This is a genomic window from Natrinema hispanicum (genome assembly GCF_004217335.1).
Lineage (GTDB): Archaea > Halobacteriota > Halobacteria > Halobacteriales > Natrialbaceae > Natrinema > Natrinema hispanicum.
The window spans coordinates 684362-708451 of sequence record NZ_SHMP01000004.1 but is presented as its reverse complement, the minus strand read 5'-3'; the positions used below and the strand labels follow the sequence as shown (position 1 = coordinate 708451).

General features: G+C 54.3%; 25 protein-coding genes and 3 pseudogenes. 14 read left to right on the top strand and 14 right to left on the bottom strand.

Features of this window, described 5'->3' with window-relative positions:
* Window positions 1–11 precede the first annotated feature (11 nt).
* Window positions 12–746: a hypothetical protein gene (locus BDK88_RS21770; RefSeq protein ID WP_242611648.1), complete on the top strand. Its 735-nt coding sequence runs from the start codon at window positions 12–14 to the stop codon at window positions 744–746.
* Window positions 747–1262: 516 nt separating this feature from the next.
* A pseudogene (locus BDK88_RS10370) lies at window positions 1263–2383 on the top strand (DUF1616 domain-containing protein).
* Between the two features lie 211 nt (window positions 2384–2594).
* Here BDK88_RS10370 and BDK88_RS10365 read toward each other — a convergent pair.
* The 9 genes and pseudogenes from BDK88_RS10365 to BDK88_RS10335 form a co-directional block, all read right to left on the bottom strand.
* Window positions 2595–3833: pseudogene (locus BDK88_RS10365) on the bottom strand (ABC transporter permease).
* Window positions 3834–3856: 23 nt separating this feature from the next.
* Window positions 3857–5072: pseudogene (locus BDK88_RS10360) on the bottom strand (FtsX-like permease family protein).
* A complete protein-coding gene (locus tag BDK88_RS10355) occupies window positions 5069–5842 on the bottom strand; it encodes an ABC transporter ATP-binding protein (protein ID WP_130500338.1) in 774 nt (257 codons plus the stop codon). The pseudogene BDK88_RS10360 and the gene BDK88_RS10355 overlap by 4 nt, the downstream one beginning before the upstream one ends.
* Before the next feature lie 97 nt (window positions 5843–5939).
* Window positions 5940–6458 (bottom strand): PKD domain-containing protein, encoded by a 519-nt coding sequence (locus BDK88_RS21765; RefSeq protein ID WP_242611647.1) that lies wholly within the window; start codon window positions 6456–6458, stop codon window positions 5940–5942.
* A 122-nt stretch (window positions 6459–6580) separates the two neighbouring features.
* Window positions 6581–6886, bottom strand: coding sequence for a hypothetical protein (locus BDK88_RS21760; RefSeq protein ID WP_242611646.1), 306 nt, complete (start codon window positions 6884–6886; stop codon window positions 6581–6583).
* 24 nt (window positions 6887–6910) lie between these two features.
* A complete protein-coding gene (locus BDK88_RS21755; protein WP_242611645.1) occupies window positions 6911–7663 on the bottom strand; it encodes a hypothetical protein in 753 nt (250 codons plus the stop codon).
* Between the two features lie 733 nt (window positions 7664–8396).
* Window positions 8397–9704: an MSCRAMM family adhesin SdrC gene (locus BDK88_RS10345; RefSeq protein ID WP_242611644.1), complete on the bottom strand. Its 1308-nt coding sequence runs from the start codon at window positions 9702–9704 to the stop codon at window positions 8397–8399.
* Window positions 9705–10077: 373 nt separating this feature from the next.
* The gene (locus BDK88_RS10340; RefSeq protein WP_130500337.1) at window positions 10078–10275 is read right to left on the bottom strand and encodes a hypothetical protein; all 198 of its coding nucleotides are present in this window, start codon (window positions 10273–10275) and stop codon (window positions 10078–10080) included.
* A 239-nt stretch (window positions 10276–10514) separates the two neighbouring features.
* Window positions 10515–10940, bottom strand: a complete 426-nt coding sequence (locus tag BDK88_RS10335; protein WP_130500336.1) for an NUDIX hydrolase — start codon at window positions 10938–10940, stop codon at window positions 10515–10517.
* Window positions 10941–11175: 235 nt separating this feature from the next.
* On the opposite strand from BDK88_RS10335, the gene BDK88_RS10330 reads away from it, so the two are divergent.
* The 3 genes from BDK88_RS10330 to BDK88_RS10315 all read left to right on the top strand — a co-directional run bounded on the left by BDK88_RS10330 (window position 11176) and on the right by BDK88_RS10315 (window position 12739).
* Window positions 11176–11421 carry a PRC-barrel domain-containing protein gene (locus tag BDK88_RS10330; RefSeq protein WP_130500335.1) on the top strand — a complete coding sequence of 82 codons (246 nt, stop codon included), beginning with the start codon at window positions 11176–11178 and terminating at the stop codon, window positions 11419–11421.
* Window positions 11422–11810: 389 nt separating this feature from the next.
* A complete protein-coding gene (locus BDK88_RS10325) occupies window positions 11811–12023 on the top strand; it encodes a universal stress protein (protein WP_130500334.1) in 213 nt (70 codons plus the stop codon).
* 389 nt (window positions 12024–12412) lie between these two features.
* A complete protein-coding gene (locus BDK88_RS10315) occupies window positions 12413–12739 on the top strand; it encodes a TRAM domain-containing protein (protein ID WP_130500332.1) in 327 nt (108 codons plus the stop codon).
* A gap of 388 nt (window positions 12740–13127) precedes the next feature.
* On the opposite strand, the gene BDK88_RS10310 is transcribed toward BDK88_RS10315, so the two are convergent.
* The 3 genes from BDK88_RS10310 to BDK88_RS10300 all read right to left on the bottom strand — a co-directional run bounded on the left by BDK88_RS10310 (window position 13128) and on the right by BDK88_RS10300 (window position 15377).
* Window positions 13128–13634, bottom strand: a complete 507-nt coding sequence (locus tag BDK88_RS10310) for a metal-dependent hydrolase (RefSeq protein WP_130500331.1) — start codon at window positions 13632–13634, stop codon at window positions 13128–13130.
* Window positions 13627–13971, bottom strand: coding sequence for a hypothetical protein (locus BDK88_RS21550; protein ID WP_207225270.1), 345 nt, complete (start codon window positions 13969–13971; stop codon window positions 13627–13629). Before BDK88_RS21550 ends, BDK88_RS10310 begins: the two co-directional genes overlap by 8 nt.
* Window positions 13972–14096: 125 nt before the next feature.
* Window positions 14097–15377, bottom strand: coding sequence for an RNA-guided endonuclease InsQ/TnpB family protein (locus BDK88_RS10300; RefSeq protein WP_130500330.1), 1281 nt, complete (start codon window positions 15375–15377; stop codon window positions 14097–14099).
* Between the two features lie 56 nt (window positions 15378–15433).
* Here BDK88_RS10300 and BDK88_RS21170 point away from each other — a divergent pair, with 56 nt between their 5' ends.
* The 5 genes from BDK88_RS21170 to BDK88_RS22065 all read left to right on the top strand — a co-directional run bounded on the left by BDK88_RS21170 (window position 15434) and on the right by BDK88_RS22065 (window position 18728).
* Complete coding sequence (locus BDK88_RS21170) at window positions 15434–15574, top strand: hypothetical protein (protein WP_165396944.1); 141 nt, start codon at window positions 15434–15436, stop codon at window positions 15572–15574.
* Between the two features lie 158 nt (window positions 15575–15732).
* Complete coding sequence (locus tag BDK88_RS21165) at window positions 15733–15894, top strand: hypothetical protein (protein WP_165396943.1); 162 nt, start codon at window positions 15733–15735, stop codon at window positions 15892–15894.
* 12 nt (window positions 15895–15906) lie between these two features.
* On the top strand, window positions 15907–16281 hold the full coding sequence (locus tag BDK88_RS10295) for a hypothetical protein (RefSeq protein WP_130500329.1): 375 nt from the start codon (window positions 15907–15909) through the stop codon (window positions 16279–16281).
* 2097 nt (window positions 16282–18378) lie between these two features.
* Window positions 18379–18504 (top strand): hypothetical protein, encoded by a 126-nt coding sequence (locus BDK88_RS22070; RefSeq protein WP_277613472.1) that lies wholly within the window; start codon window positions 18379–18381, stop codon window positions 18502–18504.
* Window positions 18505–18605: 101 nt separating this feature from the next.
* Window positions 18606–18728 carry a hypothetical protein gene (locus BDK88_RS22065; protein ID WP_277613471.1) on the top strand — a complete coding sequence of 41 codons (123 nt, stop codon included), beginning with the start codon at window positions 18606–18608 and terminating at the stop codon, window positions 18726–18728.
* Window positions 18729–19253: 525 nt separating this feature from the next.
* On the opposite strand, the gene BDK88_RS10290 is transcribed toward BDK88_RS22065, so the two are convergent.
* A complete protein-coding gene (locus tag BDK88_RS10290; RefSeq protein WP_130500624.1) occupies window positions 19254–19472 on the bottom strand; it encodes a helix-turn-helix transcriptional regulator in 219 nt (72 codons plus the stop codon).
* A gap of 203 nt (window positions 19473–19675) precedes the next feature.
* On the opposite strand from BDK88_RS10290, the gene BDK88_RS10285 reads away from it, so the two are divergent.
* The 3 genes from BDK88_RS10285 to BDK88_RS10275 all read left to right on the top strand — a co-directional run bounded on the left by BDK88_RS10285 (window position 19676) and on the right by BDK88_RS10275 (window position 21303).
* Entirely contained in the window at window positions 19676–20044 is a 369-nt protein-coding gene (locus tag BDK88_RS10285) for a hypothetical protein (RefSeq protein ID WP_130500328.1), read from the top strand.
* A 109-nt stretch (window positions 20045–20153) separates the two neighbouring features.
* Window positions 20154–20393 (top strand): hypothetical protein, encoded by a 240-nt coding sequence (locus tag BDK88_RS10280; protein WP_242611643.1) that lies wholly within the window; start codon window positions 20154–20156, stop codon window positions 20391–20393.
* A complete protein-coding gene (locus BDK88_RS10275) occupies window positions 20386–21303 on the top strand; it encodes a hypothetical protein (protein ID WP_130500326.1) in 918 nt (305 codons plus the stop codon). The genes BDK88_RS10280 and BDK88_RS10275 overlap by 8 nt, the downstream gene beginning before the upstream one ends.
* Window positions 21304–21742: 439 nt before the next feature.
* Here the strand turns inward: BDK88_RS10275 and BDK88_RS10270 are convergent, their stop codons facing one another.
* Window positions 21743–22054, bottom strand: coding sequence for a hypothetical protein (locus BDK88_RS10270; RefSeq protein ID WP_130500325.1), 312 nt, complete (start codon window positions 22052–22054; stop codon window positions 21743–21745).
* A gap of 413 nt (window positions 22055–22467) precedes the next feature.
* On the opposite strand from BDK88_RS10270, the gene BDK88_RS10260 reads away from it, so the two are divergent.
* Window positions 22468–23931 (top strand): flippase, encoded by a 1464-nt coding sequence (locus BDK88_RS10260; protein ID WP_130500324.1) that lies wholly within the window; start codon window positions 22468–22470, stop codon window positions 23929–23931.
* The last annotated feature ends 159 nt before the right edge of the window (window positions 23932–24090 follow it).

Genomic DNA, 24090 nt, shown 5'->3' with positions numbered 1-24090 from the left:
TTAGTCGTGAGGTGTCGTACAACGATGAGGCAGCCGTCGCCGGAGAGTTGGCAGTCGATGGAACCCCTGTCGACGGGATCACTCTTGCTGTGGTCCTCGAAGGGGAGCAGATCGGGACAGCCACCGTCACGGATAGCGAGTTCAGCGGGATGGGAACGGTTCCAGCGTCCGTCCCCGATGGAGAGGCTGAACTAGGCGTCCGACTGCCGTTCGATGATCAGGCCCTCGCCGCGACGACCAACACAACGACTGTGACCGTCCGCGAGACCGAAAGCAAGCTTTCGATCGAAGGGGAGTCGACTGGCAATCAAGAGATCACGGTCAACGGGACGCTCAGCACTGTTAGTAGCGACGGGGTCGCAGGCGAGATCGTACAGCTTCGAGTTGATGGAACATCTGTCGGTACCGTCACGACTGGGGAGGGCGGGTCGTTTGGCGAGACGGTTTCCGTTCCGGATTCAGTTACCGGGAGCGATGTGACGGTTGCTGCGGTCTACGAGGGAAGTGGCTCCAATCTCGCATCAGCGACCGCTGAAACGGTCGTTGTGATCGGCGAGACGGGAACACAGCTACCGACATCTGTTTGGCTCGCTGGCGGCTTCCTCGTAGTGATCGCAGCCGGTCTTGGTTTCTGGTGGTACCGTCGCTCCACGTCAGAGATTTCATCGGGCGGACCGGCAGATGACCGACAGTCTACATTGGACGGGACAACCGCCACTGAGAAGTCATCGGATCCGTCAGCCTGACACCGTCACACCACTACTCGAACGAGCCCACGAGCAGCTTCACAAGCGGACGGCCTGACTGACGCGGCACGAACGAGCTATGCAGCCGTTCGCCAGGCACTGGCGGCACGAATCGATAAACAGGGTGCGCTGACTCACTGGGAGTTCTATCGAACCTATCGCAGCGAAGATGCGCCAGACGCCGAGTTGCTCCACGATATCACGCAAGGATACGAACGTGCCGCATTCGGTCCGCGATAGTGTTTCGACAGACGAGGCGTCAGGTATTCTCGAGCGAGCGCGGCAGTTGTGTGGCAGCGATGGGTCGTCGAGCGATGGCGCACCTGCCGACGATTAACGAATCGGCTATAGCACCTATCTTTTCGGTTGCCGACCTTCTCGAGCGGCACTGTTGACCGGAAATGCTGATCGCAGCGGTCGGCATAGTATCACGAGAGTTTCAACAGGGTGTTGTCGACGACGCTCGCGCATACCTTTCGGTTTGTTTTTACCTCCGTTGTCAATACTATTGATTGAATGGTCGCGTTCCGGTCGTTGTGGCTGTTGCTCCCACGGCGAGTCAGACAACTACCCGCTGATCTTGCTGCTGTGGTTGCGCTCGTTATCGCGACTAACATCGCTGCGCTGGCCCCTATAATTCGAGAGACGCCACTTCGGGTTCCGCTCGGCCTCGCATTCGTCCTCTTCGTCCCCGGCTACGCGTTTATCGCGGCGCTGTTTCCCGAGGCTGGCGAGTCACCTGCGTCGGCCGATGAGTCCACACCACCGGCTGACAGCCAGACGATGGTCGACGACTCGGATTCAGATGGATTGTACGACTCGATTACCTCACGGTCCGGAATCGATGGCATCGAGCGCGTAGCACTCTCCTTCGGACTCAGTATTGCAATCGTGCCTCTGATCGGCCTCGTGTTGAATTTCACACCCTGGGGAATTCGTCTAGTGCCGATCGTGGTGTCAGGTCAGCGGCTTCACACTCGTTTCGGCAGCCGTGGCAGCAGAACGCCGACGGGAACTTCCGGTCGATGAACAAGTTCGAGGTCCCCTACCGAGAGTGGTACGCTGCTGGACGCGAGGAGTTGCTCGAGCCAGATACGCGTGCGGACGCGGCGTTGAACGTCTTGTTGGTGATATCAGTCGTGCTTGCAGCTGGGAGCGTGAGTTTCGCGGTGATGGTTCCGCCCGATGGTGAGCAATTCTCAGCGATCTATTTGCTAACCGAGGACGATGACGGCGAACGGGTCGCTGACGATTATCCGACTGAGTTCGTCCAAGGAGAGAGCAAAGAGCTGATTGTCGGGATCGACAACCACGAACACGAAACGACAGAGTACACGGTGGTGGTCCTCGAGCAGGATGTCGAGGTGGTCGAGAACGAGACGGCTACCAGTGAGAGAGATACTAATACGACGGTCAACGAGACAATCGTTCAGGAACAGCGAGAGCTCGATCGCTTTAGCACCACGATTGCACATAACGAGAGTTGGCACCACGAGTACGCGCTCGAGCCAACGATGACTGGGGAGAACCAGCGGGTAGTCTGGCTACTCTTCCCTGGTGGCAACGTGCCAGCCGACCCCTCGATGGAAGATACAGAGTATTCCGTCCACCTCTGGGTAAACGTCTCTGAGTCATGAAAGCGCGGGCATCCATTGGCTAACTGTCTTTCTCGAACTCTTCTTCTCGATCAATGGTAGTGGGCGCCCAAAAGGTGCTGATCACGGAACAAAAACGACGCTACAACGCGTCAGTACCGACGATGTCCTCGAGGCCGACATCAAATTGAAGAGAAAAACACCTCGCGATCGTCGACATGGAACACATTGGGGTGCTGGCACCTACCTTCCGTTAGTGGAGTAACTCAAGTGGGGGTGTGCGACTAATCCGCCAACCAGCAGTAGCTGCAGCAACCGTTCCAACGACCACGGCAATCCCGAGACCGGTCCCGTAAATCCACTGGCGCTGTTTGGAGAAGTCCTTCGAATCCGACAATAGCTGCTGCAAGGCGATTAAAAATACTAACAGCAGGAACCGTGAGTAGTATTCCAATTGCTCCCCCAATCAATCCAATTATGAACCCCTGTCCAATCACGGTCGAGACAAGGAGTGATCGTGAGATTCCTTGAGCTGTGAGAGCCGCAAATGTCTGGCGTTGTTGGTGAATTACAAGCGAGAGAAGCGATATCGTTAGTGCGATGCCAGAACCGATAGCCAACAAGACGAGTGCCCCTGCAGCTGCTAGTAGAAGCACTTGTTCTTGCAACACTGCCGAAAGCTGTTCTTGATTCGTTCGAATTTCGTACTCAGGATATGCTTCTTCCAGGTCCTTTTGAACCGTATTGACGCTTGCACCAGTCCTCTACAGTGATTGTGATGAAGGTTGCTGGCTCAGTTTGAGTGGTGCCCGTGACCTGGTGCAGTTCACTGAGTGGCATCGTCACCGTTGGCTGTTCCGAGCATTCGCTCGAAAGTTGGTGAAATACCGACAGATTGTGAACTGATTTTGCCTCGCAGCGGCCAGTGACCCGCCAATATTGACTGTGTCACCAGTTGAGATATTGAGCGAATCAGCTGTTTCTTTATCAATCACCACCTCTCGAGTCATCTCTCCCTCATATGTCCCATTCGCGTAATGAGTGTCTCCCTGAATCCCCTCACCCTCTGTTATTTGAACTACTGGACCACCTCCTGGTACACCTGTTGCAACGAACGTATGGAATTCATCACTATGGTTGGTGCTGACATATACCGTATCGAATGCTAACTGGGATAGCATGCTGTACGTCCTCATGTGCTTCCATTTCGGCGGATAGATTTCGAGAGTTGTATAACGTGTTTTCGAACCCACCGCCGCCTGCAGATGTTATTCGAGTTTCGCCTGACTGTGACCCAGAGGTCACGTTCAGCAGCATCAAATCCTTGCTGACCGGTTTCAAGAACGCCAATTCCTGCACCTGCAAGTAACGTCATTGAGAGAACAGCTAATGCGACACCGATAATCGCTAGCGTAAGTTGGAGTTTGTGTTGTCGAAATTGAGCAACAGTGAGACTCCCCGCAGTACGCAGGCGAATAACTCCCTGACTCACCCAGTTGTAAAGTTGTCTAAACACTATGGAACACCTCCTGAAACACGACGAGCCTGTCAGCAACAGGACTGGCAGTGAGAGTAGGCCTACTACCAGTGCAACACCGATTCCGTAGACAATGAAGACTGGATGAGAGGTCGCTATCGGCTCTGTCGTTATTGTTCGGACTGCAATAGTGTTTATCAGCCGTATTCCTGCTAAACCGCCAATAGTGCCTATCAACCCACCAAGCCCTGTCAGCACAACTGTCTGTGTTCCCACAAGCTGTAACTGACTTTTGATCGAGAGCCCCATTGCAGAGAGAACTGCTAATTGCTGCTGATCTGCAACGATCTCGAGTCCCGATGTTGTAACAACAAAAAGCGTTCCAATAGAGAGCGATACCACAAGTGCAGTAAGCGCGAGTGCCAATGAAAGATCTGACTCAGCTACTTGGTTTGCTGTCATTTCACCGCGTGTCTGGACAGATGACTGTGGATAAACCCCTTCGAGCTTGTTTTGCACGGATGGTGAATTCGTACTGACAACGAATTGATCTGCTTGGTCATATTCTGCAGCGCCAGTTATCTGTTGTAACTCGCTTAGCTGGACAAGTGCTGTCGGAATATCGCCTGTCGAACTTGACTGGTTGTCGATAGCCGTAACGGTGAACGTGTTGTTTCCTGCAACTGCGACTGATTCACCTGGTGAGGTTGCAAGAATGTCTGCTGCACCGTCCGAAAGGACCACTTCTCCTGTCCACTCACCGTTGTACTCTCCATTAGCGTAGTAGGGGTCCTGAGGTGTGAGTAAGTCAGAATCGACTCCAACAACGCGATCCAGCTCGGGTGTGTTTATAACCCCGACAACGAGAATATACTCAGCCGTGTCGCTTGATTCAATTCGGAGAACTTGAGCTAACACTGGTGTTGTTGCATCTACTCCATCGTAACTATGGATACGATCGTTCGTCTCATGGACCGAACTGAACTGTATATTATCGGTTGCAATTAACGGTGACTCTGGACTGTCTGTCTCAGGGACGATCCAGTAATCAACGTCATCATCGTAGACGGTGGTGCTCGTCGCAAGACCGACTCCAAGTCCAGTGACCATTATCAATAGTGCGATGGCGACGGCAACACCGAGGACACTAAATCGACTCCGTTGCTTCGCTGTATGGGTTGCACGTGATGCTGTGCGACGAATCCCGACAGCAATCAGCCCAACCCAACGAGTGAGTAGCCGCCGAATTTTCATGGACGGATCTCTTGTGTCCGACGATTAGCGATGGCACCATCTCGAAGTTGAATTACCCGATCACAAATCTCGAGCGTCTCCTGATCGTGTGAGGCAAGAACGATAGTTCGATTCTCAGCAACCTGTTTGAACTCCTCGAGTATTGTTCGCCCAGTTTCCGTGTCTAGTTCGCCGGTTGGTTCGTCAGCGATCACGAGTGCTGGATCTGTGATAAGCGCACGGGCGATCGCAACACGTTGTTGTTCCCCACCGCTGAGTTCACCTGGTCGGTGCGTGATCCGATCTTCGAGTCCAATTCGCTCGAGTAACTCTGTGGCCCGCTTTCGGCGCTCGCTCTTGGGAACACCAAGTTCAACGAGTGGAAGCGCAACATTTGCACGAGCAGAGAGCGAATCGAGTAGATGGAACCGCTGGAACACGATTCCAATATTCTCGAGCCGATGCCGCGTTCGCTCACGAGCAGATAGTGTTGTAAGATCGGTCCCCTGAAACGAAACCGTGCCTGCAGTCGGCTGTTCTAATCCGGATAAGAGATGCAACAGTGTCGATTTACCACTGCCACTCGATCCTGCGAGACCAACTATTTCTCCGGGAGAGATATCGAGAGAAACGGAGTCGACTGCATGGACTGTCGGAGGCTCCGATCGGCCTAATATGCGACCAATCAATCCCGGTTCTGAGCCTCGTTTATAGATTTTCGTCACGTTCCTTGCCGTGACAATAGGTGAAGAAGAATCAATGTCCTTGCTTGAGGTAACAGCCCCGGCCATACAAGTGGAAGATTCCTATAGCTAATTAACAGTTCTGCTATCGTGAACAAGTGTGTCTCCGTCTTGTTTCGGCGGAAAGAAGAACGAGCTCTGGTAGTCAGTTTTGTCGGCGAGACAGGAGCAACGCAACTGATAAGAGTGCAACAATAGCGATGCTCATTCCAAACCCAGGGATAGGCAGTAAGCCTCGATCCTCGTCAGGCTCGTCAGGATCATCAGGTTGATCTGGTTCTTTGGGTTCGTCAGGCTCAGGGTCAGTTTTTGTATCTTTCTTAACGGTCAGTGTTGCTGTTGCAGTATCAGTCTCACCGGCTTCATTTCTGACTGTGAGTTTGACTGGATACTCACCAGGCTTGTTGAATGTCTTGGTAACGGTCTTCCCTTCAAGCGTCTCTTTATTTATTTTCCACTCGTAATCGACGATGTCCTGATCTTCATCCGTCGACTTCGCAGCAGAGAAAGTAACTGTCTCGTTGACTGCGGCCGGGTTGGGGTCAATTGCGATTGCGGCGTTCGGCTTCTGCTGATCTGGCTCATCTTCACCGGGTGCGCCTGGGGGCACCACCGCCTCCGCCGCCACCGCCGCCACCGCCACCGCCACCGCCTCCACCGCCACCACCGCCGCCTCCGTTGGTGGTATCGGCTTGAATCGTCGTCGTACCAGTATTCACTTGGACTTGATCACTCGAGGAGCCGGTTGCAATGTGGATCCAGCGATAGTCACCTTCCATCCAGTTCTCATACGTCTCTACCGTCAATCGACGTTTCAGGACCACCTTTCACTGCAGTAGTAGAGGCATCGAGAGTAGTTTCTCCGGTAACCTCTGTTTCAATCTCATCGACGTCACCTTCGTTTGCAATGAAACTAACAACATCTCCGAACTGAGTTAAGCCTGTCCCGGTCTGCTCTCCGATTTTTTGGTTGACTATCGAGACATCATCTGTGAGGTTTTGCACCCCGTTGAATTCCTTAATTTCATGCTTGATAGTCACGTTCTCAGCAGAGAGATCTGTACTCAGCTGCTCTGAGATATTGACGGTCATCTGACTCGTAGTGAATTCGACTCGTCATAGACAGCTAACAGCGTGTGACGTTTCGCCGTCTAATTCAGTCGCATTAACATCAAAAGTCAGAGTATCGCCTGGCTCTGGCGAGTCAGGCGAAACCGAGACCTCGGATGGGGTATCCTGCGCAGCGAGTTGTTCGACTCCAAGAATCGTTGTCTCACCGTTGATTTCGAGCTCTCCGTTAGACGTGCTTAGATTACCGCCTGTCGCAAGCACGTACACGTAGTGTCCGGGATTGTCCGGCGTGGCTGCTAGCTCTTGATCACCGCTAAGATCGATGCTCTTCTCCGTAAATGAAGCGTTCTGGTTGAGATTCTCGATATTTTCGTTCGAGAGTTCATTAAGCAATTCTCGTCCAGTCGTCGGTGTGGCACTCGTTTGTTCCTCGATATGCGCGGTTAGAAGCTGAGCACCGTCGGTAGGAACATTATTCGTGTCAACGTTTTCTCCAAAGGAGAGTGTCACCTCATTTCCAGTCTGGAAGACAGCAAGCGTAGCACGATCCATATCACCTGACGACACGTCCCCCCGTGGGGTTTGTGCGCTCAAGAAGAGATTGTCGACGGTCACTGCACCGTTCGCACTCGTATTTGCCCGTAGTGAGAGTGCTGAGCGGTCCCAGACACTCATGTTCTCGGTGACGTCGATGTATGAGTCGTCTGTTCCGTCGCTCGCCGCTATCGATTGGTATGAGGTTGAAGCTGTCCCACTCGAGGCTCCCACGACCCCTGCAATCGGGCTGAGGAGCATCATAGCGCTGAATAATAGCGCAATGACAGGCCGACGTTTCATATCTCAATAAAATAAACTCCACAGATTTAACACTACCGAGTGAATTACCTCGGGTCAGACTCAGTATTTCCTCGAGTCGCTTATCGGCGAACACTGTCGTTGGCAGTTATCGGCATAGTTTCAACCACTTGCTATCCGGTCAGTCACCGTACTGCGGTGGAGTGTACCGATATCAATTCATCCCGTCACCAACGTTCTGTCCGCAACTGGTACATATATCTGCCTGCCATGGGACGGTGATTCGGATATCCCGGTCATCGTCGCAGTGTGGACAGTAGGCAGATCGAGTCGTTGTCTTCTCCCCTTGCCGCGGAGTGGTAATCTGAACTTCTCGCTCAGTACCACAATGTGGACAATAGATTGATCTGATCGTCGTATTCTCGTGCATAAGTCCCCCCATCACCTAATCTAGTTACACTATTCTAACGAATAATGAATAACAACTTAATATTTAGGTATGGTTGACAAGTCATACTGGCTGAAAATTAAACGATATATAATTGAAAGTATGATATGGATATTGAAGGCCGGAAGGACCAACAGGAATGAAACTCCATTAACATGAGTATTGTAGATTAAGACACAATTTTCTCTTTATGATGGTTTGAATGTCCGGCAAACAAATCCAAACTGGAAACGGATACCGGCTTCGAGTTCGGACAGTGGTTGTTCTATCGATCTTGCTATCTCAGAGCTACTGCGTCTGGCGATATCCAACCAGAAGTAATGCAAAGACAGTTACCACGGGGAAGAAACCCGGGGTACCAACCGAGTCGGTATCTGTGTTAGTCGACTCATTAGATGTCTCAGTGTCGTTGTTTGGGTTGAGAACCTGATCCTGACCAGGAGTCTCTTGGGTACTCTCGTTGTCAGAATTAGTCTCATTCTCACTCTCGGTGTCCGACCCTGAGACGGACGTCTCATTCGTATCCGTCTCACTCTCGTTAGAACTGTCTTCGGTTACCGAATCGTCATCCACAGATTCATTTGACTGATCGGTACTGCTGTTAGAACTGTTAGTATCGTCTTCGGATACACTGTCGTCCGGAGAAGCAACTCCTCCGCTACCGCCACCGCCACCGCCACCACCGCTACTCCCTCCGCCGCTGCCGGTTCCATCATCTTCATCCGTGTCGTCAGCTGTTACCGTGAGCGTCTCTCCGTTATCGATCGCGACAATGGTCGGGTATCCCTGTGCTTCCTCGTCACCCTGTACAGCACCGTAAACATGATACTCGCCTTCATCGAAGTCACTGAGATTGGTAGTCGTACTATATGTTCCGTCACCTTCAGCGCCTAACGTGATGTTTTTTCCATCGTCGTTAGCTTCGTTCCAGATCGCCACATCAACAGTGTCTACATTCGTTGCTGCATCCGTCGGCTCGATCGATGCAGTAACGTTGATTTCCTCATTGACTGTTGCGGATGTCGGATGATCGACCGAGAGATCGAACTCTTCGACGACCACGGGATACACTGCTTGTCGACCCTGTCCTCGAGGTTCCAAGGATAGCATGTACGTTCCAGGCTCGAGCGTGCTTGTATCGAGCGCGTCATCTTCGGTACCCATCGCAACACGGGTTTTGTCCGCGGTCCATACGTTACTGAACTCAGCTTTTTCGTCTGTATTGTAGAGGTAGATACTATACTGTTCTTGAGAGGTAACTTCGATTTCGATCGGTTCGCCCGGTTTGATGACACCGACACCGTCAACCGGATACTCTGTTCCTTCGATCTCGATGGTCTCTTCGGGGGTCGAAATCGAATCGACGACCTCGAGATCGTAGTCTGACTCCGATGCCACTGGGGCGGCAAGCGAGACAGAGGCAAGGACGATTAGACAAACGCTGACGACTTGAAGGGCACTTGTCCGCATAGATGAACATTTTGAAACTATGAATAAAATCCTTCCGCTGTTGTGAGAGGTTCGTAGGTCGAGGTCACCATCGACTAATACGTGTCTTGAGAAACGCCGGCCAGAGGCCAGCGTTGGAGCCCCCATCCGAGAGGTGGTGTGCCAATCGGGTGGGACTGAGATCAGTTGAGGGTGGGTACACAGTGAACTGATCTCAGGTGTGACGGCGAGGTTCCGTATCTCTCGGAGTGAGACGGATGCTGTCGGGCGAAGACAGAATCATCTCCCCGCCGCCTTCGAATTCAAATTGCGGTGGAATAAACCTGTTGGTAAAATTTTATTATAATTAATGATAACTGGGAGCAATAGCTGTAGGTGACAGCGTACGTAATACCCGTTGTGCTGCGGCTGTGCGGTACTCACAGTGGATGGCTTCACCGAGGCCACGCCGTGTGCCATGTTGTTTCATATAATCCGATGATAGAGGTCACAACCCAATGGAGCGAGTGGGATAGGGAGTTCACTCCTCGGGTACAGTTTCTTTAATTTCTGTGATGTGATTCTGGACGCTCCACAATTCCTCCACCAGCTCATTAAGTGACTGCTCTGTCTCCTCATCACAGAGTTCTGTACTAACGTTCCAGACAACATCTTCGGCATCAGCGAGTTGATCCTCAGCAGATTCTAATGCTTGAATTAATTCATTGGTATCACTCATTATCACTAACTTCCTCTCATAGAGGCTGTTCCATTCATGTCAATATATTTGTGCTGGTTATCTCGGTCAGCGTCGCGGTGTCTATCGAACAGAAATGAACAACAAGCTGGCCGAGTTCGAAAGCGGGTATACCATCGAACTCGAGCGTCGGTGTGGATCAACTACCGAAGCCACAGTACTTTGACCTCCTCTCGTGCCTGAAGATGTGAGTCTGCGCTATCAATTTTAATCGATTGTCTCTATGGGAGAAGATGCACATAGTCGTCTAGGGCGAGGGCGAACTCTCGAGTTGTGGGTAACTCAAGCCAAAAATAGGTAAATTCGGCGCCCTGTTCCTCCCCATCACCAGTCACCACGTGTGTCCACGTATCTCGGTCAACATCGACCTCTGCATGGAAGAAATGCCGGTGGTATCGTTTGGGAGGTGCACGCCGGCGCGTCCAGACATCGCTCGTCAGGTGTTCTACGTCTTGGAGTGTCGCGAGGCCGCTTTCTTCCCAGACTTCGCGCTCGAGTGCATTCCGTGGCGATTCGCTAGGCTCAATTGTTCCTTTCGGGATCTGGAGTCCATCATGGCCGGGTCCCTCGAACACGAGCAACTCGCGGCCATTCCGGGTGAGATACGCACAGACCTTGGGGACACAGGGTACTACCGAGTTGTACATATAGTAGGATATTTTATATTATAACATAAAATATGTGGTTGTGGTACGCGTGTGGGCGTAGTGATGGTGAGTTCAAGTGGGCACTGACGTCGCTGGCGGAACCTGCTTCTCACATACTCCAGTCGTGTATCCCTGTGTCTACCAGCTCGTAAATTCGGTATAGCAGACTGTTCTATGACTGCAATTTGCTTTAATGACGAACATAGTTTACTGGCGATAACTGTGTCAGTCTCGTATGGACGAGCCGCTCGCAAGCGATCTTCGACAGAAATCCGTCGTAGGAATAGACGGCAGCGAGGTCGGGATAGTACACAATATCATAATGCACGTCAAATCGGGTACGCTTGACCATCTCGTCGTCGACCCCCACGGGCGATTCTCGAGTCAGTCAGCGGACTTTGAAACAACCGACGACGGCCGACTCCTCGTTCCCATCAGTTGCATCCAAGACATCAGGGACCACATCATTGTCCGCGCGTAACGAGGTGCTCGAGCGGTGCTCGCGGGCGGCACGCCAGCGGCCGAGTCGGGTGTGCTCGTGGCCAAGGGCGCCGGGCTCGAGCGCCACCTCGAGGATGGGCGGGCCTATTCGCTGACACCGCAAAGCCACGCAGGACGATCGACTGTGATCGTGAGCTTACCCAGATCGACATGCCCAGCCGGGCGAGAGACGGAGCCGCGGCCGAAGCGGGAGGATCGCCGAGGGGTGCAACTGCCCCGAAGCCGACAGGAATCTGGACGTGGCCATCTAGGAGACAGTGATCATGACCATCAGCAGGATGCTGAACTGTCCTCCCTCTCGTTGGCAACCCCACACCATGGTATGACGTAGCACAGACCTAAGTTGTTATTCGACGAAAGTTGACCGGTATGCCAATTGTTGCAGCGATTGATCAGTCAGACCGAGCGCGATCAGTGATCAGACAAGCCCGCGAACTCGCCGACGCGTACGGGGTCGAACTCCACGTTGTCCACGTCAACCACCTCGGGGTCAAGCCCCGAGGCTTGTCAGTGGACTCCCGTTCTAACCGAGTAATTCGGCAGGCGTGTAATCGCCGTTCACGTTCAACGTCCCCGACTTGAGGGCCAATTGACTGTCGGCCCCGGGTATCCCAGTCGATGAGCGAGGACAGCGAGCCAAGTGCACCGGGAGATGGAGCGCGGTCCAGCACTGGGCTGGTGCCGATGCTCGCAGATCCGCTCGATCGCCGAGACCGGCGGCAGCACGGTCGAGATGGTGTCGCTGGACGGCCACCGAAACCGCTGGTGACCGACGACGGACGGGAACAGAACAGGATACAAGCCTCTTGCGCTGCTGGCGGTGGGGCTGGAAGCGGCCGACTGTCACCACTCTCCAGAGGTTGGTGCCGCTGGTCGGCGACCAAGACCCAAGCGCCGCCATTGCCGGTCACGCGACGCCCACGTCGCTGGTCCAGCAGCACGTTTTTAGCGAACTGTCGCGTCGAGGCGGTGTGGGACGCTACCAGCCGAGAACGCACGACTCGTTCATCAAATGTGAGACGCCTCGCTGCGGGGCAAACAACGCCCCCGAAGGGAGTACAGCATACGACACTGCCTGTTGGCGATGTGGTGAATCCCTCGGCGGGAAACCAGATCCCGGTGACGAAGTCACCGTCGACATCGTCGACGAGCAAGCCGACGGCACGCTCGTCTGCAAAACGGAGAGCGGGTTCGTCCTCTTTCTCGAGGCGGATACTGCGGCAATCGAAGCCACAGTCCGAGTCACTGCCATTGACGAGACCCACGGCGAAGCAGAACTTGTCGACACGGAATCGTAGCGAGTCCCGATTTTCCAGAGCCGTCAGCCCAGCGTGTCGTCTCGGCGGTGAGAACCAGCATGCTGAGAGACCAAGGGACGCCGGCGGATCCAGTCATCCACCATATCGGCGACGCCGAGGCGGACTGTCGACACGGCCACGGCTCGCGAGGGCCATATTGGGCTGCTCGTCTCGGCACGCTGCCAGGAAGTGGTCTGGGAGTTCTGCGGCTACAAAGAAGAGCAGGTCGGCACAGCGGCCGCCGATGATCACTGCCTCAATGCGCTCCGCTACGCCTAGCTGGGTATTGCGGGGCAGTAATCTCGAGCGCGAGGTTCTTGTGGCGGGTCTCCTCACGTTGAAATAGCGCAGTGCGACGTCTCGAGTCCCGGCCGTGACGAGACGGGCCTCATTCGTGCGGTGCCAGGTCCGAATCCCGCCGGCGGGCAACGAGCCAGACGCAGAACGCACTCACCCCGGCGACGACCGCCGGCCAGCGGTCGCTGCTCAGATAGAGGTCCCCCGCCGGCGGGCGATAGTCGAGCAGCGGCCAGAAGACGGCGTAGGCCTCGCCCGACGCCGTCAGCAACAGGAGATCGAGGGCGTGGTGGGAGCCGGCGCCGACCGCAAGCAGGGCGACCGCGCGGGGACGCTGGGCCGGCGCCACGAAGAGCCCACCGAGGCCGATGACGAGCGCGGAGCCGACGAGGGTATGGATCGGACTCCAGGTGAACGGGACGCCGAGGACCCAAGCGACAAACTCGTCCGGCACCTGCAGCTGGATCTTCATGAGGTCTGGCACGAGCGCGCCGGCCATGACGAGCGTGACGTGAGCCGGGCGCAGCCACGCGTAGCGAAACGAGAGCAGCGTGCCGAGGGTGTAGCTGACGAGCACGTGGGTCAAGATGTCAGGCACGCGGCCCACCTCCGCCCCTAGTTCGCTTGCGCTGGTCGCGGTGAGTGCTGGTCCGTGGGTCGTCGGTCGTGGCCGAGTGGTCGGCCCGGCCCTCGCACGCTCGTGCACCACGCCTATCGGGGCCGTCGTCGTCGGGGCGGTCGCCACGCGATCGCTCGCGCGGTACGAACGCGAGCGCGGTCCGGTCGACGCGCCAGTGGCGGACGAACCGGCCGACGACCAAGAGCCCGCCCAGCGCCGAGACGACGAGCATGTAACGTGTCTCGGCCGGGTCGCGCGTCAGCGCGCGCTCGACGGCGAGGGTCGACTCGGCCGTGAGGGTGCCGAACGCTGTCACCCGGTCCCCCCGCTCGAGCGGTGCGCCACCGGTTTTGAGTCGGGCGTCGGCGTCCTCGAGCGTGAACCGCCCATGACATCCTCCCCAGCGTGAATGCCGGGGTTTCCTCTCGCTGGGAGTCTCGGCTACGCCGAGTCCACGGAGGCAACTTGCGGGTTCGTGTGCTCCTCGTTGGGCCGGGGAGAGCGTGGTGACTCCAGCCAGTCGTGGCTGTCCCACTTGAGGCACACGGGCCGTGCCATCGGCCGTGCTACTTCTTCGTGCCGTCTCAGGAACATCTCGCTTGCGCCGAGATCCGCGTGGCCTTCGAAGCCGCAACGACAGGTGAGCGTGTCCTGATGCCGCGTTGTGTCCTTGGTTGAGCCGCAGTTCGGACACGTCTGCGAGGTCCACGCTTCCGTGCGGACTTCGACGGCTATGCCAAACTCCTCGGCGGTATCGGCGAGCCGTCCGACGAATCGCCTGAACGCCCAGAAGTTGTGCAGCTTGGCGTTCGTCCGAACAGACCAGTGCGTCTCGAGTACGTCGGTGAGATCGCCGACATACACCGTGGAGACGCCTTGGTCGTACAGGCGTTCGATCAGATCCCGGCAGAGCGCGTCCTGTGCATGGTCGCGTCGTCGGGTCCGACGCCGATACAGCCTGTCGATTCGCTTCGAACTGTACTGCCCTTCCTCGAGTTTCAACTGGAGTTCGGCAATCCGGTGCGTGGTGTCGCGGAACCGTTCGAACAGGTCGCGTCCTTCGTACAGGTACTGCTCGCCGGTTGAAACCGTACAGGCGACGATATTGTTCGCGCCGATGTCCAGAGCGGCGGTTTCGTCCGCCAGTGGTTGTGCCAGTCGAGAATTGTCGATTGTGACTGGCTGAAAGGCTCTGAACGTCTCGCTCACATCGTCGTAATACAGTTCCAATCGGCCCTGTTTGTCGTACTCTTTCCAGTTGGGTTCGCCCCGAACTTCGAGTCGGAGTCGTTCTTGGTACCCGAGACCATACTCTTCTTTCAGGTCATGGCCGACAAGAATCTCGAGCCGAGAGTGTTGGCCCCATTCGACCGAGTACGACGTGTTTCGGATGTACGTCCGCAGTTCGCGACCCTCGTCTTGATTGCCCCAGAAGCCGGGCTTGCCGTTAGCTTCGCTCTTCTCTCGGAGTGCGAAGAACGAGCGCCACGCTTCGCGGTTCTTGCGTTCGATCTGCTGAACGGTTGACGCGCCGAGCGTACCGCCGTACCGTCCGCGGTACTCGTCGAGCTCCCAAACGTCGCCGTCCGTGTCCTCGAAGTTGGTTCGGCGCTGATAATTGATCTCGTTCCAGAGAGCGGCTGAAGCGTCCAAGTGCCGTCGAAGCAACTCCTCGTCCGCGTCGGACTGGGGAACTACTTCGAACTCGTTGGTGCGCTTCATCGCTACTTCTGTGCACGAGCGTAACTAACATAAATCTACGGATTCTCGTAGGCACTGTGTCGAACTACGTTAACATCGAAGTCCCCGACGACGAACAGTATGAGCGCATCAAACGCGTGAAAAACGAACACGGTCTGACGTGGCGCGGGATGTTGATCCACGCCGCCGACGACTTGGAGACTTCGGCCGGGGAGTAACCGGTGGTTCGCGTCGTCGAGTGACGCGATTCACGCCCGCGGTAAACGGCGAGACTCTCTCGCTGTTTTAGGTAGTGCCACTTTGCCTGTGGAAGCCGCTCTCAGATGTCCGTTGAATCCTCGAACACGATCGGGCTCGAGCGGTGCGCGCGGACGGCATGCGGGCGTCCGGATCGGGTGTGCTCGGAGCCGAGGGCGCCGGGCTCAAGCACCACCTCAAGGATGGGCGGGTCTGGTTCGCTGACACCGCAAAACCGCGCGGAACGAGCGACTGTAACCGCGAGCGCGCCCAGCCGGGCAAGCGACGGGGTCGCGACTGAAGCGGGAGGATCGTGGAGGTGTGCAACCGCCTCGAGGCCGACGGCAATCTCACCGGTGGCACCCGCGAGAAGGTGATCATGACGATGAGTGGCGTGCCGGGCGGGACCGGCGGCTCGCGAGCGACCGAGAGCGCGAACGGGACCGCGGCCGCGGCCGAGACGGCGGCTGGCGACGAAGCCGCGGTTGGCCTGCTGGTCTTCGACCAGTGTCAGCAGCTGATCCGGGAGTTCCTCGGCTACAAGACAGACCACGTCGGCAACCTGGGCGCTGACGATCACTGTCGAAGACGAAAGCGACTGGGACGGAAAAGTTCAGGAAAGATCCGTTCTAACGGCGGTATCAGTGCACGCCGTGTAGCAACTAAAACCACATCGACAGACCAGTGACACAAAGTCTGCCAACAGTCTGGTGGCACGCCACTCTGACGTAGCACCTGCGCACCGGACCCATCCGGTGCCTTGGAACGGGTTGCACCGTCGCAAGACAGAGAGGGAGATGCTGAGTCTGCCACTGAGGGTATCACGAATCATGCTGGAGACCTATCTGTCTTGGTGTCACTTCGGCTGGGGCCCAACAACTCACATCTAAGCTGGCTATAAGCTACCAGTCCAGCCAGTTCCTGATACCGAGTATGCCCGGCTGTCAGCGACCGATTAGGCCGCCACGTCGGCACGGCTTATAGAACAGACTAATCGAATCTGTTATCAGAATCCACTAACTTGGTCACCGACATGGCTTCTGACTGTTCAACGTGCCTTGTCGGACTAATGGTCAGATATGGTAAAAGAGGAGCACGAACGATCCCAAAGTTGATCACCGCCTGGATCCCTGATCAGCCAGTTGACCACACGGAGAAAAAGGATCTTTTCAAAATAACCAAACGAAAGCTGAATGAGCGGCCTACTGCGAGATATGCCGCCGTCGTATTTTCAATCTTTTTTCTGTTATTTGTACTCCCATTAGTAGATACATTGGAACGAATCAACCTTCCACTGATCGCACCGATCCAAAGCGCCGCTGGGGGTCTGTTCGTCGGTGGGACACTATATTTGATCATCCACCATGTAGGAGAGCACGGCGACAGCGTGCAACGAACCGAGTGCGAGTCAGAATATTCGGACCGACTACGTGGACTTATAAGCCATAAAATCCCCTCGGTTATCCTCATAGTGATAACCGTTCCAGTTTTCTTCTACCATTTTTATGTGAGTTGGATCGGACGCGTCGATCTCTATGGGTTATTTCTAAACGGAGCCGTTGCTGGATTTGTTGTGACTATCTGTAATGAGATACACAAATCAGCCGTACCGGTAGACGCAGCCGACGAGTAACTCCACGCAGGTGGGCTATCCGGGAGTAGCTGGAGGAAGCGCAACGGTGTGCGAAGAGCCAGAACCGCGCAGTCGTCGGGAACCACCCGGTGTTCGGTCGCGATAAGGAATCATGATGATGGTCGATATGCGAGGCGGCACTCCAACTCGCGGGCCAACCCAGCAACAGGCCACGCGGAGTCGGCCGCATCCAATGGGTCCATCGTCAGGCTGGTGGTTTTGGAGCAGTGTCAGCACCTGATCTGGGAATGCTGCGGCGACATAGAAGCGCACGTCGGCAAGGCGATCGCCGACGATCACTGTCTCGACGCGCTGCGCTGCCGATATAGGCGTCGCCGGGCAATCGTCACCTCGCGCTGGCGAGCGCCGGCCCACTGGGACAGCTGGCGCGTACCCTGACCGCGACTGGTGTGGCCGGGCCGCCGGCACTCGGCTTGGCGACGGGCCCGACCACTACTCTCGCAGCCGGTTTGCTCACGATGGGCAGGCAGGCTGCCCCGCCGCGTGATGGGGCAGCGGGGAGTGGCTGGCGTCAACAAAGGCAGCCACAGGCCAGACAGACAGCCGGCAACCACGGTTTGTCGGTGTGGATCGTGCCGTGGCGCTCGCAGTGGGGACACGTTTGCTCTGGTGGATGCTGGGTGGTCATCTGTACGCAACGCGTTGGCTATCTAATGTATGTAGGTTGCTATGTTGTCAGTAAAGTGCTATATAGACCACCCCTGGAGCGGGACCGGCCAGTCGGCACAGCGGGCGCCGGTCCACCGCCGGATGGCCGTCATCGTCTTAGTCGCCGTAACGCTCAGTCGTCGGCAGCCGTGTCGCGACGTTGGACGTAGTGTGAGGAACCATGGCTCCCCGTCGGCCCGCGTGAACAGCCGCTCCTCGCAGTCTGGACACAACCCGTCAGATGGTGAATGATACAGAAGCAAGACAAGTAGCAATTGATACGTGTTTGGGTTCCCGCTGGCGCTGACCGCGTGGAAGTGGCTTGCACGCCCACCGCGGTGGGGACTGTTTGTCTGGCGCTGATCACGCTGGCGGGATGTCGACGAGTACTGCACTGATAGATAATTGAGTAAAATATAAGCCGTGGGTGCTTGCCGGTTGTGTAGCGCCGCCTAATATGGCGGGGGATGGAGGAACGAAGCAATGACTAACGACGAAACGACACGAATCGCCTACTGTCCGCGCTGTGACGCCGAGCGCGAGATCCAAATCACCGTTTCGTGGCAGGGCGATCTCTGTATCGCTTGTCGAGAGGACATCCCAGAGTAAGGTTGGGCCACCAATATCGCAGGCAGGCCAGTAGTGAGTATTCAGCGCTGGTCGACGGCGCCCCAGTTCCTCGTGGAGTTCCAGACAGAAGGTGGCCAATCATGATCCGAATCCGACAGGCCCTGTGGGAACTCGAGATGGACGCTCTCGGCCATCCCTATTCCGTTACAGGTGCGGTCTCCGGCAATCACCTAAGTGGCTCACCGGCAGCAGCCCATTCTTGACAAAGTTGTCGACGTTCGGTTATTTCAGCGGCGTATTCTGGACAGATTGTCCCGCGGTTGCAATAGATTTCCCACGCACGATCGCTCTCGATTGTTTCTTTCTCGAGCATCTGATATCTCCCCTGAGCAACTCACTCATAGCTGAACCGACATAATAGTTTCCGAATAGCTGGCTGTTCCGCTATCTGAGAGGGCGGTCAAAATAGCTGTTCTGAGATTGGCGAGATTCTCGTTGCTCGACCGTGTTCAAATAGACGAAATCTGAGCCTCGAAGAGTCGGTGGGTGATAATTGGCGGAGTTCATTCGGCAGTGAGTCGTAGAAGATACCACTATGAAAGTTGATCCGAACAACCCGCGAATCAACGAAGTCGATGATCGAGGTTGAATCTATCTCGGGGCCGAGTGCGCGAACAAGCCGTAACCGTCACCGCCGTCGAGATAGAATCCGCCCATCTCGACGAGGACTGACTGGACTAATGGATGAGGATTCGGAATCTATCGCGGTGACATTGTTATTACAGATGTCACTCATTCCCATTTCGAGGATCATCGACAAGCTCGAACAGCCGAGTACCATCATGGACACATTTGACATAGCCAGCGGCTTCAAGGACTTCAAGACGATTGTAAACGGTATTTCTCGAATAGCCGGTCCAGTCTACTAATGCACCCTTTGTTACTCGACCGCCCTTTAATTCGTTGAGGATTGCCTCGTCAGCGGGTCTAAGATCGTCAGGATCCATTGATTTGTTCTCTTGTGTAGCCGCCATGTGCATATATTCCACTAATACGCATTTAGAACTGTTGCTAAGAACACCACATAAGCATGTGCATATTGCACAAAAGCTAAGGTAGACGCCTTCCTATTAGATAGCAAGTACGGGATGCCTCAGTAGGAATTGAGGCCGGTGTTTCAGGCACCGACCCCGTGCTGGAGCTACCAGCAATGGCAACTACGACATCTACTACAGTAGACGTTTCGGATGGACAGCAAGACATCATCATTCTCGAGCAATCGGGAAGCTACTACGGTTACCTCGGAAAGGACGGCGAAGGCTTTCACCACCACGTCGATGAGGCCACGAATACCGTCTACGTGACGCCAGACCGTGCTGAGCGATTTCTTCCCGAGAATGCGGGAGTGTACTGGTTTCGTGTCCGCGGTGAAGCCGACCATATCGAAGAACTCGAGCGAGACGAGGATCGCGATAGATGGATCGCGTACGTTGACTCGGTCAGAGGCTGGACAGACCGTCCGGTCCACATCGATGTCACGGCGATCTTCGCCAAGATGCACGAGGGTGATCGGCGATGACCGATGAGAACCGAGTCACAATTACACTCGAACTCGAGCATCCGATTACGCCGGGTGATCTCGAGCGCGCCTATTGTGAACTTCTCGAGCAGGCTAAGGAGGTTCGATAATGGACGAACTTTCCCTTCAGTGGACGCCTGTGCATGGCCCAATGCGAAAGCTCGTCTTTGAGCCACAACCCGACGGCGAGTACGCATGGGCGCGCATCGAGTTCGAACTATGCGAATCTCAATGGCGAGAGGTTGGTTTCGAGTATCTCGAGGAACTTTCGTTTGTCAGTGACGACGGAGAGGGGACTTCACTACCCCACGCTCGAACCTATTTCGAAGGAGGTGAGGGCGATGTGTGAGCTCTCAGAACACGGTGGGATCACTCCCGACACCCTTGTAGAAGTGATTGACGACCTCTGTGAGCAGAACAGACAACTCACCGAACGCGTCGACACGCTCGAAGGCGATCTCGAACAGACCCAAGACAAACTCGAGAGACTTGAAGACGAGAAGGCGGACTTGCAAGAGAGGAACGACCGACTTCACGACCGTCTCGAAGACTGTGAGCAAGCGACTACTCGGCTTGACGCACTCACAGATGCTGCGCGTAAGCGATCAGGAGCGAACAAACAGCGTATCGAGGAACTTCAGGCCCGCGAACTCGAGAAGGGTGCTCATCTCCTCACGGAGACCGTCGATCATCACGAGATCGATGTCGATGGTGACTGTCTCGAACGGATCACGAAAGACGACGGTCACACTTACTATCGACTTCCTCAATCGGAAGATCCGCTTGAACGTGGTGGTAGCGTTGCACTCGCCCACGGTGACCTGCTTCCGATCCAGCAACTCGCGCAGATGGACGGGGAAATGCTTCGTTCGACGGCGAATGCTCTTCCGACACGGCTTGCCGCAAAGCTGTGGAAAGCACGTACTGACTCGAGCGTTGGCGACACCCCATGGGAATCCGGCTGTAAGGATATCGCAGAGTGCGTCAAAGCGAGTGACCTGAAACACTGGATTCGCCGGCAAGAGCCAGGGACAAGCGAGACATACGCAAAGAAGCTCGTCTCCCGGACGATAGACGCCATGCTCGACCTGTCGAATCATCGTGTTGCGGTTCGCAAACGGACCGAGCGAAAGAACGGTCTCGAGTACACCGAACGGCGGTTGATACTCCCCACCGATGCAGAGATCCCCGGTGAGACATCTGGCTCGAGTGAACTAAAACAGGCCCCGGAGACAGCTGGCGTCCACAGTCACCCATAGACATCCGGTAGAATACACCCTCGAGAGAGGATCAATCTCTCAGCACACAGCGCCCACATATCACGCAGGCGGTTAGTTTGGTGGTTGGTTAGCTATAGGTGGGTCTCTCGAGCGGTCTTCGGCGGTCACTTCCGAGTACGGCCTCGAGTATCGATACTGGAGACGACAACTGTCCACAGTGATTAACGGAATGAAGAGAAGATGGTCGAACCCTCCTAAATGAATATTAGATGCTTCTGGTAACAATTCGTGCTCTTGAATGAACCACTGGATCGTCTCGAGTCGGGACTGGCGACGACAGCACAGGCGAGAGATTCACGAGTAACTGATCTGTCCTACAGCAGCACTGGTGGTGTTATGGCGTATCGCAGAGAGTGAGGACTCTCGAGTGGTGTGATGTGTCTGTGGTCAGCGTTATCCGTAGGCGTTGGTGAAATTCTCAAGATGATCGCCGACGATATGGATCTCGTGAGGGGCGACGGTGTCTGTCTGGAGGTGGGCTCTCTTCTTGAGTCTGCGGATTTGTAGTCCCTTGATCCGGGCCTTGTTCGCGCCCATGCGTTTTGTGGGTGACCTCGACGATGGCTTCTAAGCGATCGGTTTCGAATTCGTGGTGCTCGAGTCGATTGTCGTGCTCCTCGAGTCGAGCCTCGAGCGTATCGATATGCTCGTCCTTGCGCTCGAGTTGCAGCTCGAGTCGGTCGACGCGATCGACAAGGGTGGTGAGTCGGGGCTTGAGGGCGTCACTCATCCAGATCACTTCCGGTATTGTCGTCAGGTCCCTCGAGCGTGCTCAGGTGCGGCGGCTAGGTCTCCTCAAACAGCGTCCGGGCAAGTTCGTTGAGGGTCTCGAGGCCCGCTCGGATCGTCTGCGAGTCGTCGCTCAGGGTCGCATCTCTGTCGGTCTCGGTCGATGCGCCCCATCGGTTTTGGACGCTCGACTACTCAAAAAGACCGACGAGAAACGCGGCTACTACAGGGTTACTGATTGGGGAGTTGCGTACCTCGAGAGAGGTTGACGTGAGTGATCTTATGCATAACGATTCACGGCCGTTCTGTTTTGCTACTGCACCATTGAGACTACTATTTTTTACGTAGTGGCTATACCAACTAATATCCCGAAAACCAGTAGATTAAACTACCCATCAACTACAGTTGTACATAATGCGTCTAGCGTCAAAGTTAGCTGATCAATTTAAAGCCGAATTCTCAGGTCGGGTTATTGCAACTATTTCAAGTTCTATTTTGACAGTTCTACTCGCGCGTTTGTTAGAGCCGGACTCATATGGTTTGCTTTTTTTAGCAATCTCAATATACGGGATAGTCAAGCTATTCAGCAAACTTGGAATCGCACGATCCGCTAGTCGGTACCTAGCAGAATACAGAGAAACGGATGCAGATCAAATTCCCTATATTCTCAAAACCTCTTTCCTACTTAATGCCCTAACTATACTCCTCACTGGATTTGTTCTCTTCATTGGTAAAGAACATATTGCCGAACTCATTGGTAGACCTGAATTAAGTCCATTTCTAGCGCTTGGAGCACTTTTTATTGGCTTTAGCTCTCTTCTCTCATATGTTCGTTTTATTTTACAAGGGTTCGAGAGAGTAGAGCTATCTTCTACGGTTCATGCCGCCGATCGAACCTGTCGACTTTTTCTCGCAGTCGGTTTTGTTTTGCTAGGTTACGACGTTATAGGTGCTCTTTTGGGATATATCATAAGTGCAGCTCTCGTATCTACCGGAGGGTTATTATTCATATATATCTCATTTTATCGCGGATTTGAAAAAAATCCAAGAGAGCCAGATCTCAGACGGCGTATTATCAAATATGCAATTCCATTAACCGCAACAAATACTGCAACTGTACTTGACAAGCGAATTGATATGGTATTAATTGGATTCTTTCTCAATCCAAGTGCAGTAGCCTTCTATACAGCTGGAAGACAAATAGTCCAATTTATTAAAATGCCGATGGCTTCGCTAGGTTTTACTCTATCACCTATGTATGGTTCGCAGAAGGCTAATGGAGATTCAGATACTGCGGCACGTATTTATGAAACTTCTCTATCTTATGGGCTCTTACTATATATTCCAATAAGTGCAGGAGTCATACTTATTGCTGAACCACTAATAGAGCTTGTTTTCGGTAGCGAATACCTTGGTGCAGTCCCGATACTACATGTATTTTCACTATATATTGTTTTAGAGTCAGTCACAGAACTAACCAATACGAGCCTTGATTATCTCGGGCGAGCGAGGTCACGTGCAATAATTCAACTTATTACGGCAGTATTGAACGTACTACTCAACATTATTTTGATTCCTTTGATTGGGATCGTGGGTGCTGCTATCGCTACAGTTATTACACACTCGTTATATACGCTTGCGAATGTATATATAATAAATCTTGAATTATCGTTAAGATTTGGATTTATACTCCGTAATCTACTTTATTCTATCGGGATTGCAATAGCAATATCTATTCCCGTATATGGTATTCTCAACTTTTCTTTAGGTGTAATATCATTATTTATCTCAATTTTTCTTGGTGGTCTAATCTGGATACTCCTTATCCAAATTTTAGGATTAGTGAATGTTAGAAAAGTTGTTTCAACTCTCACATAGTCACTGATGGGATGGAAGGGTACTAAGTGCGCTGTCTAGTTGTCAGCCTTTGCCACCCCAGTCTTTCATCCATGCGTGGGAACTTAGCAGGCTTTCATCCCATCAGTGCCTCAGATGGAAGTTCTTTGAATCAGATCCAATCACCGAATCCGGGGTTGT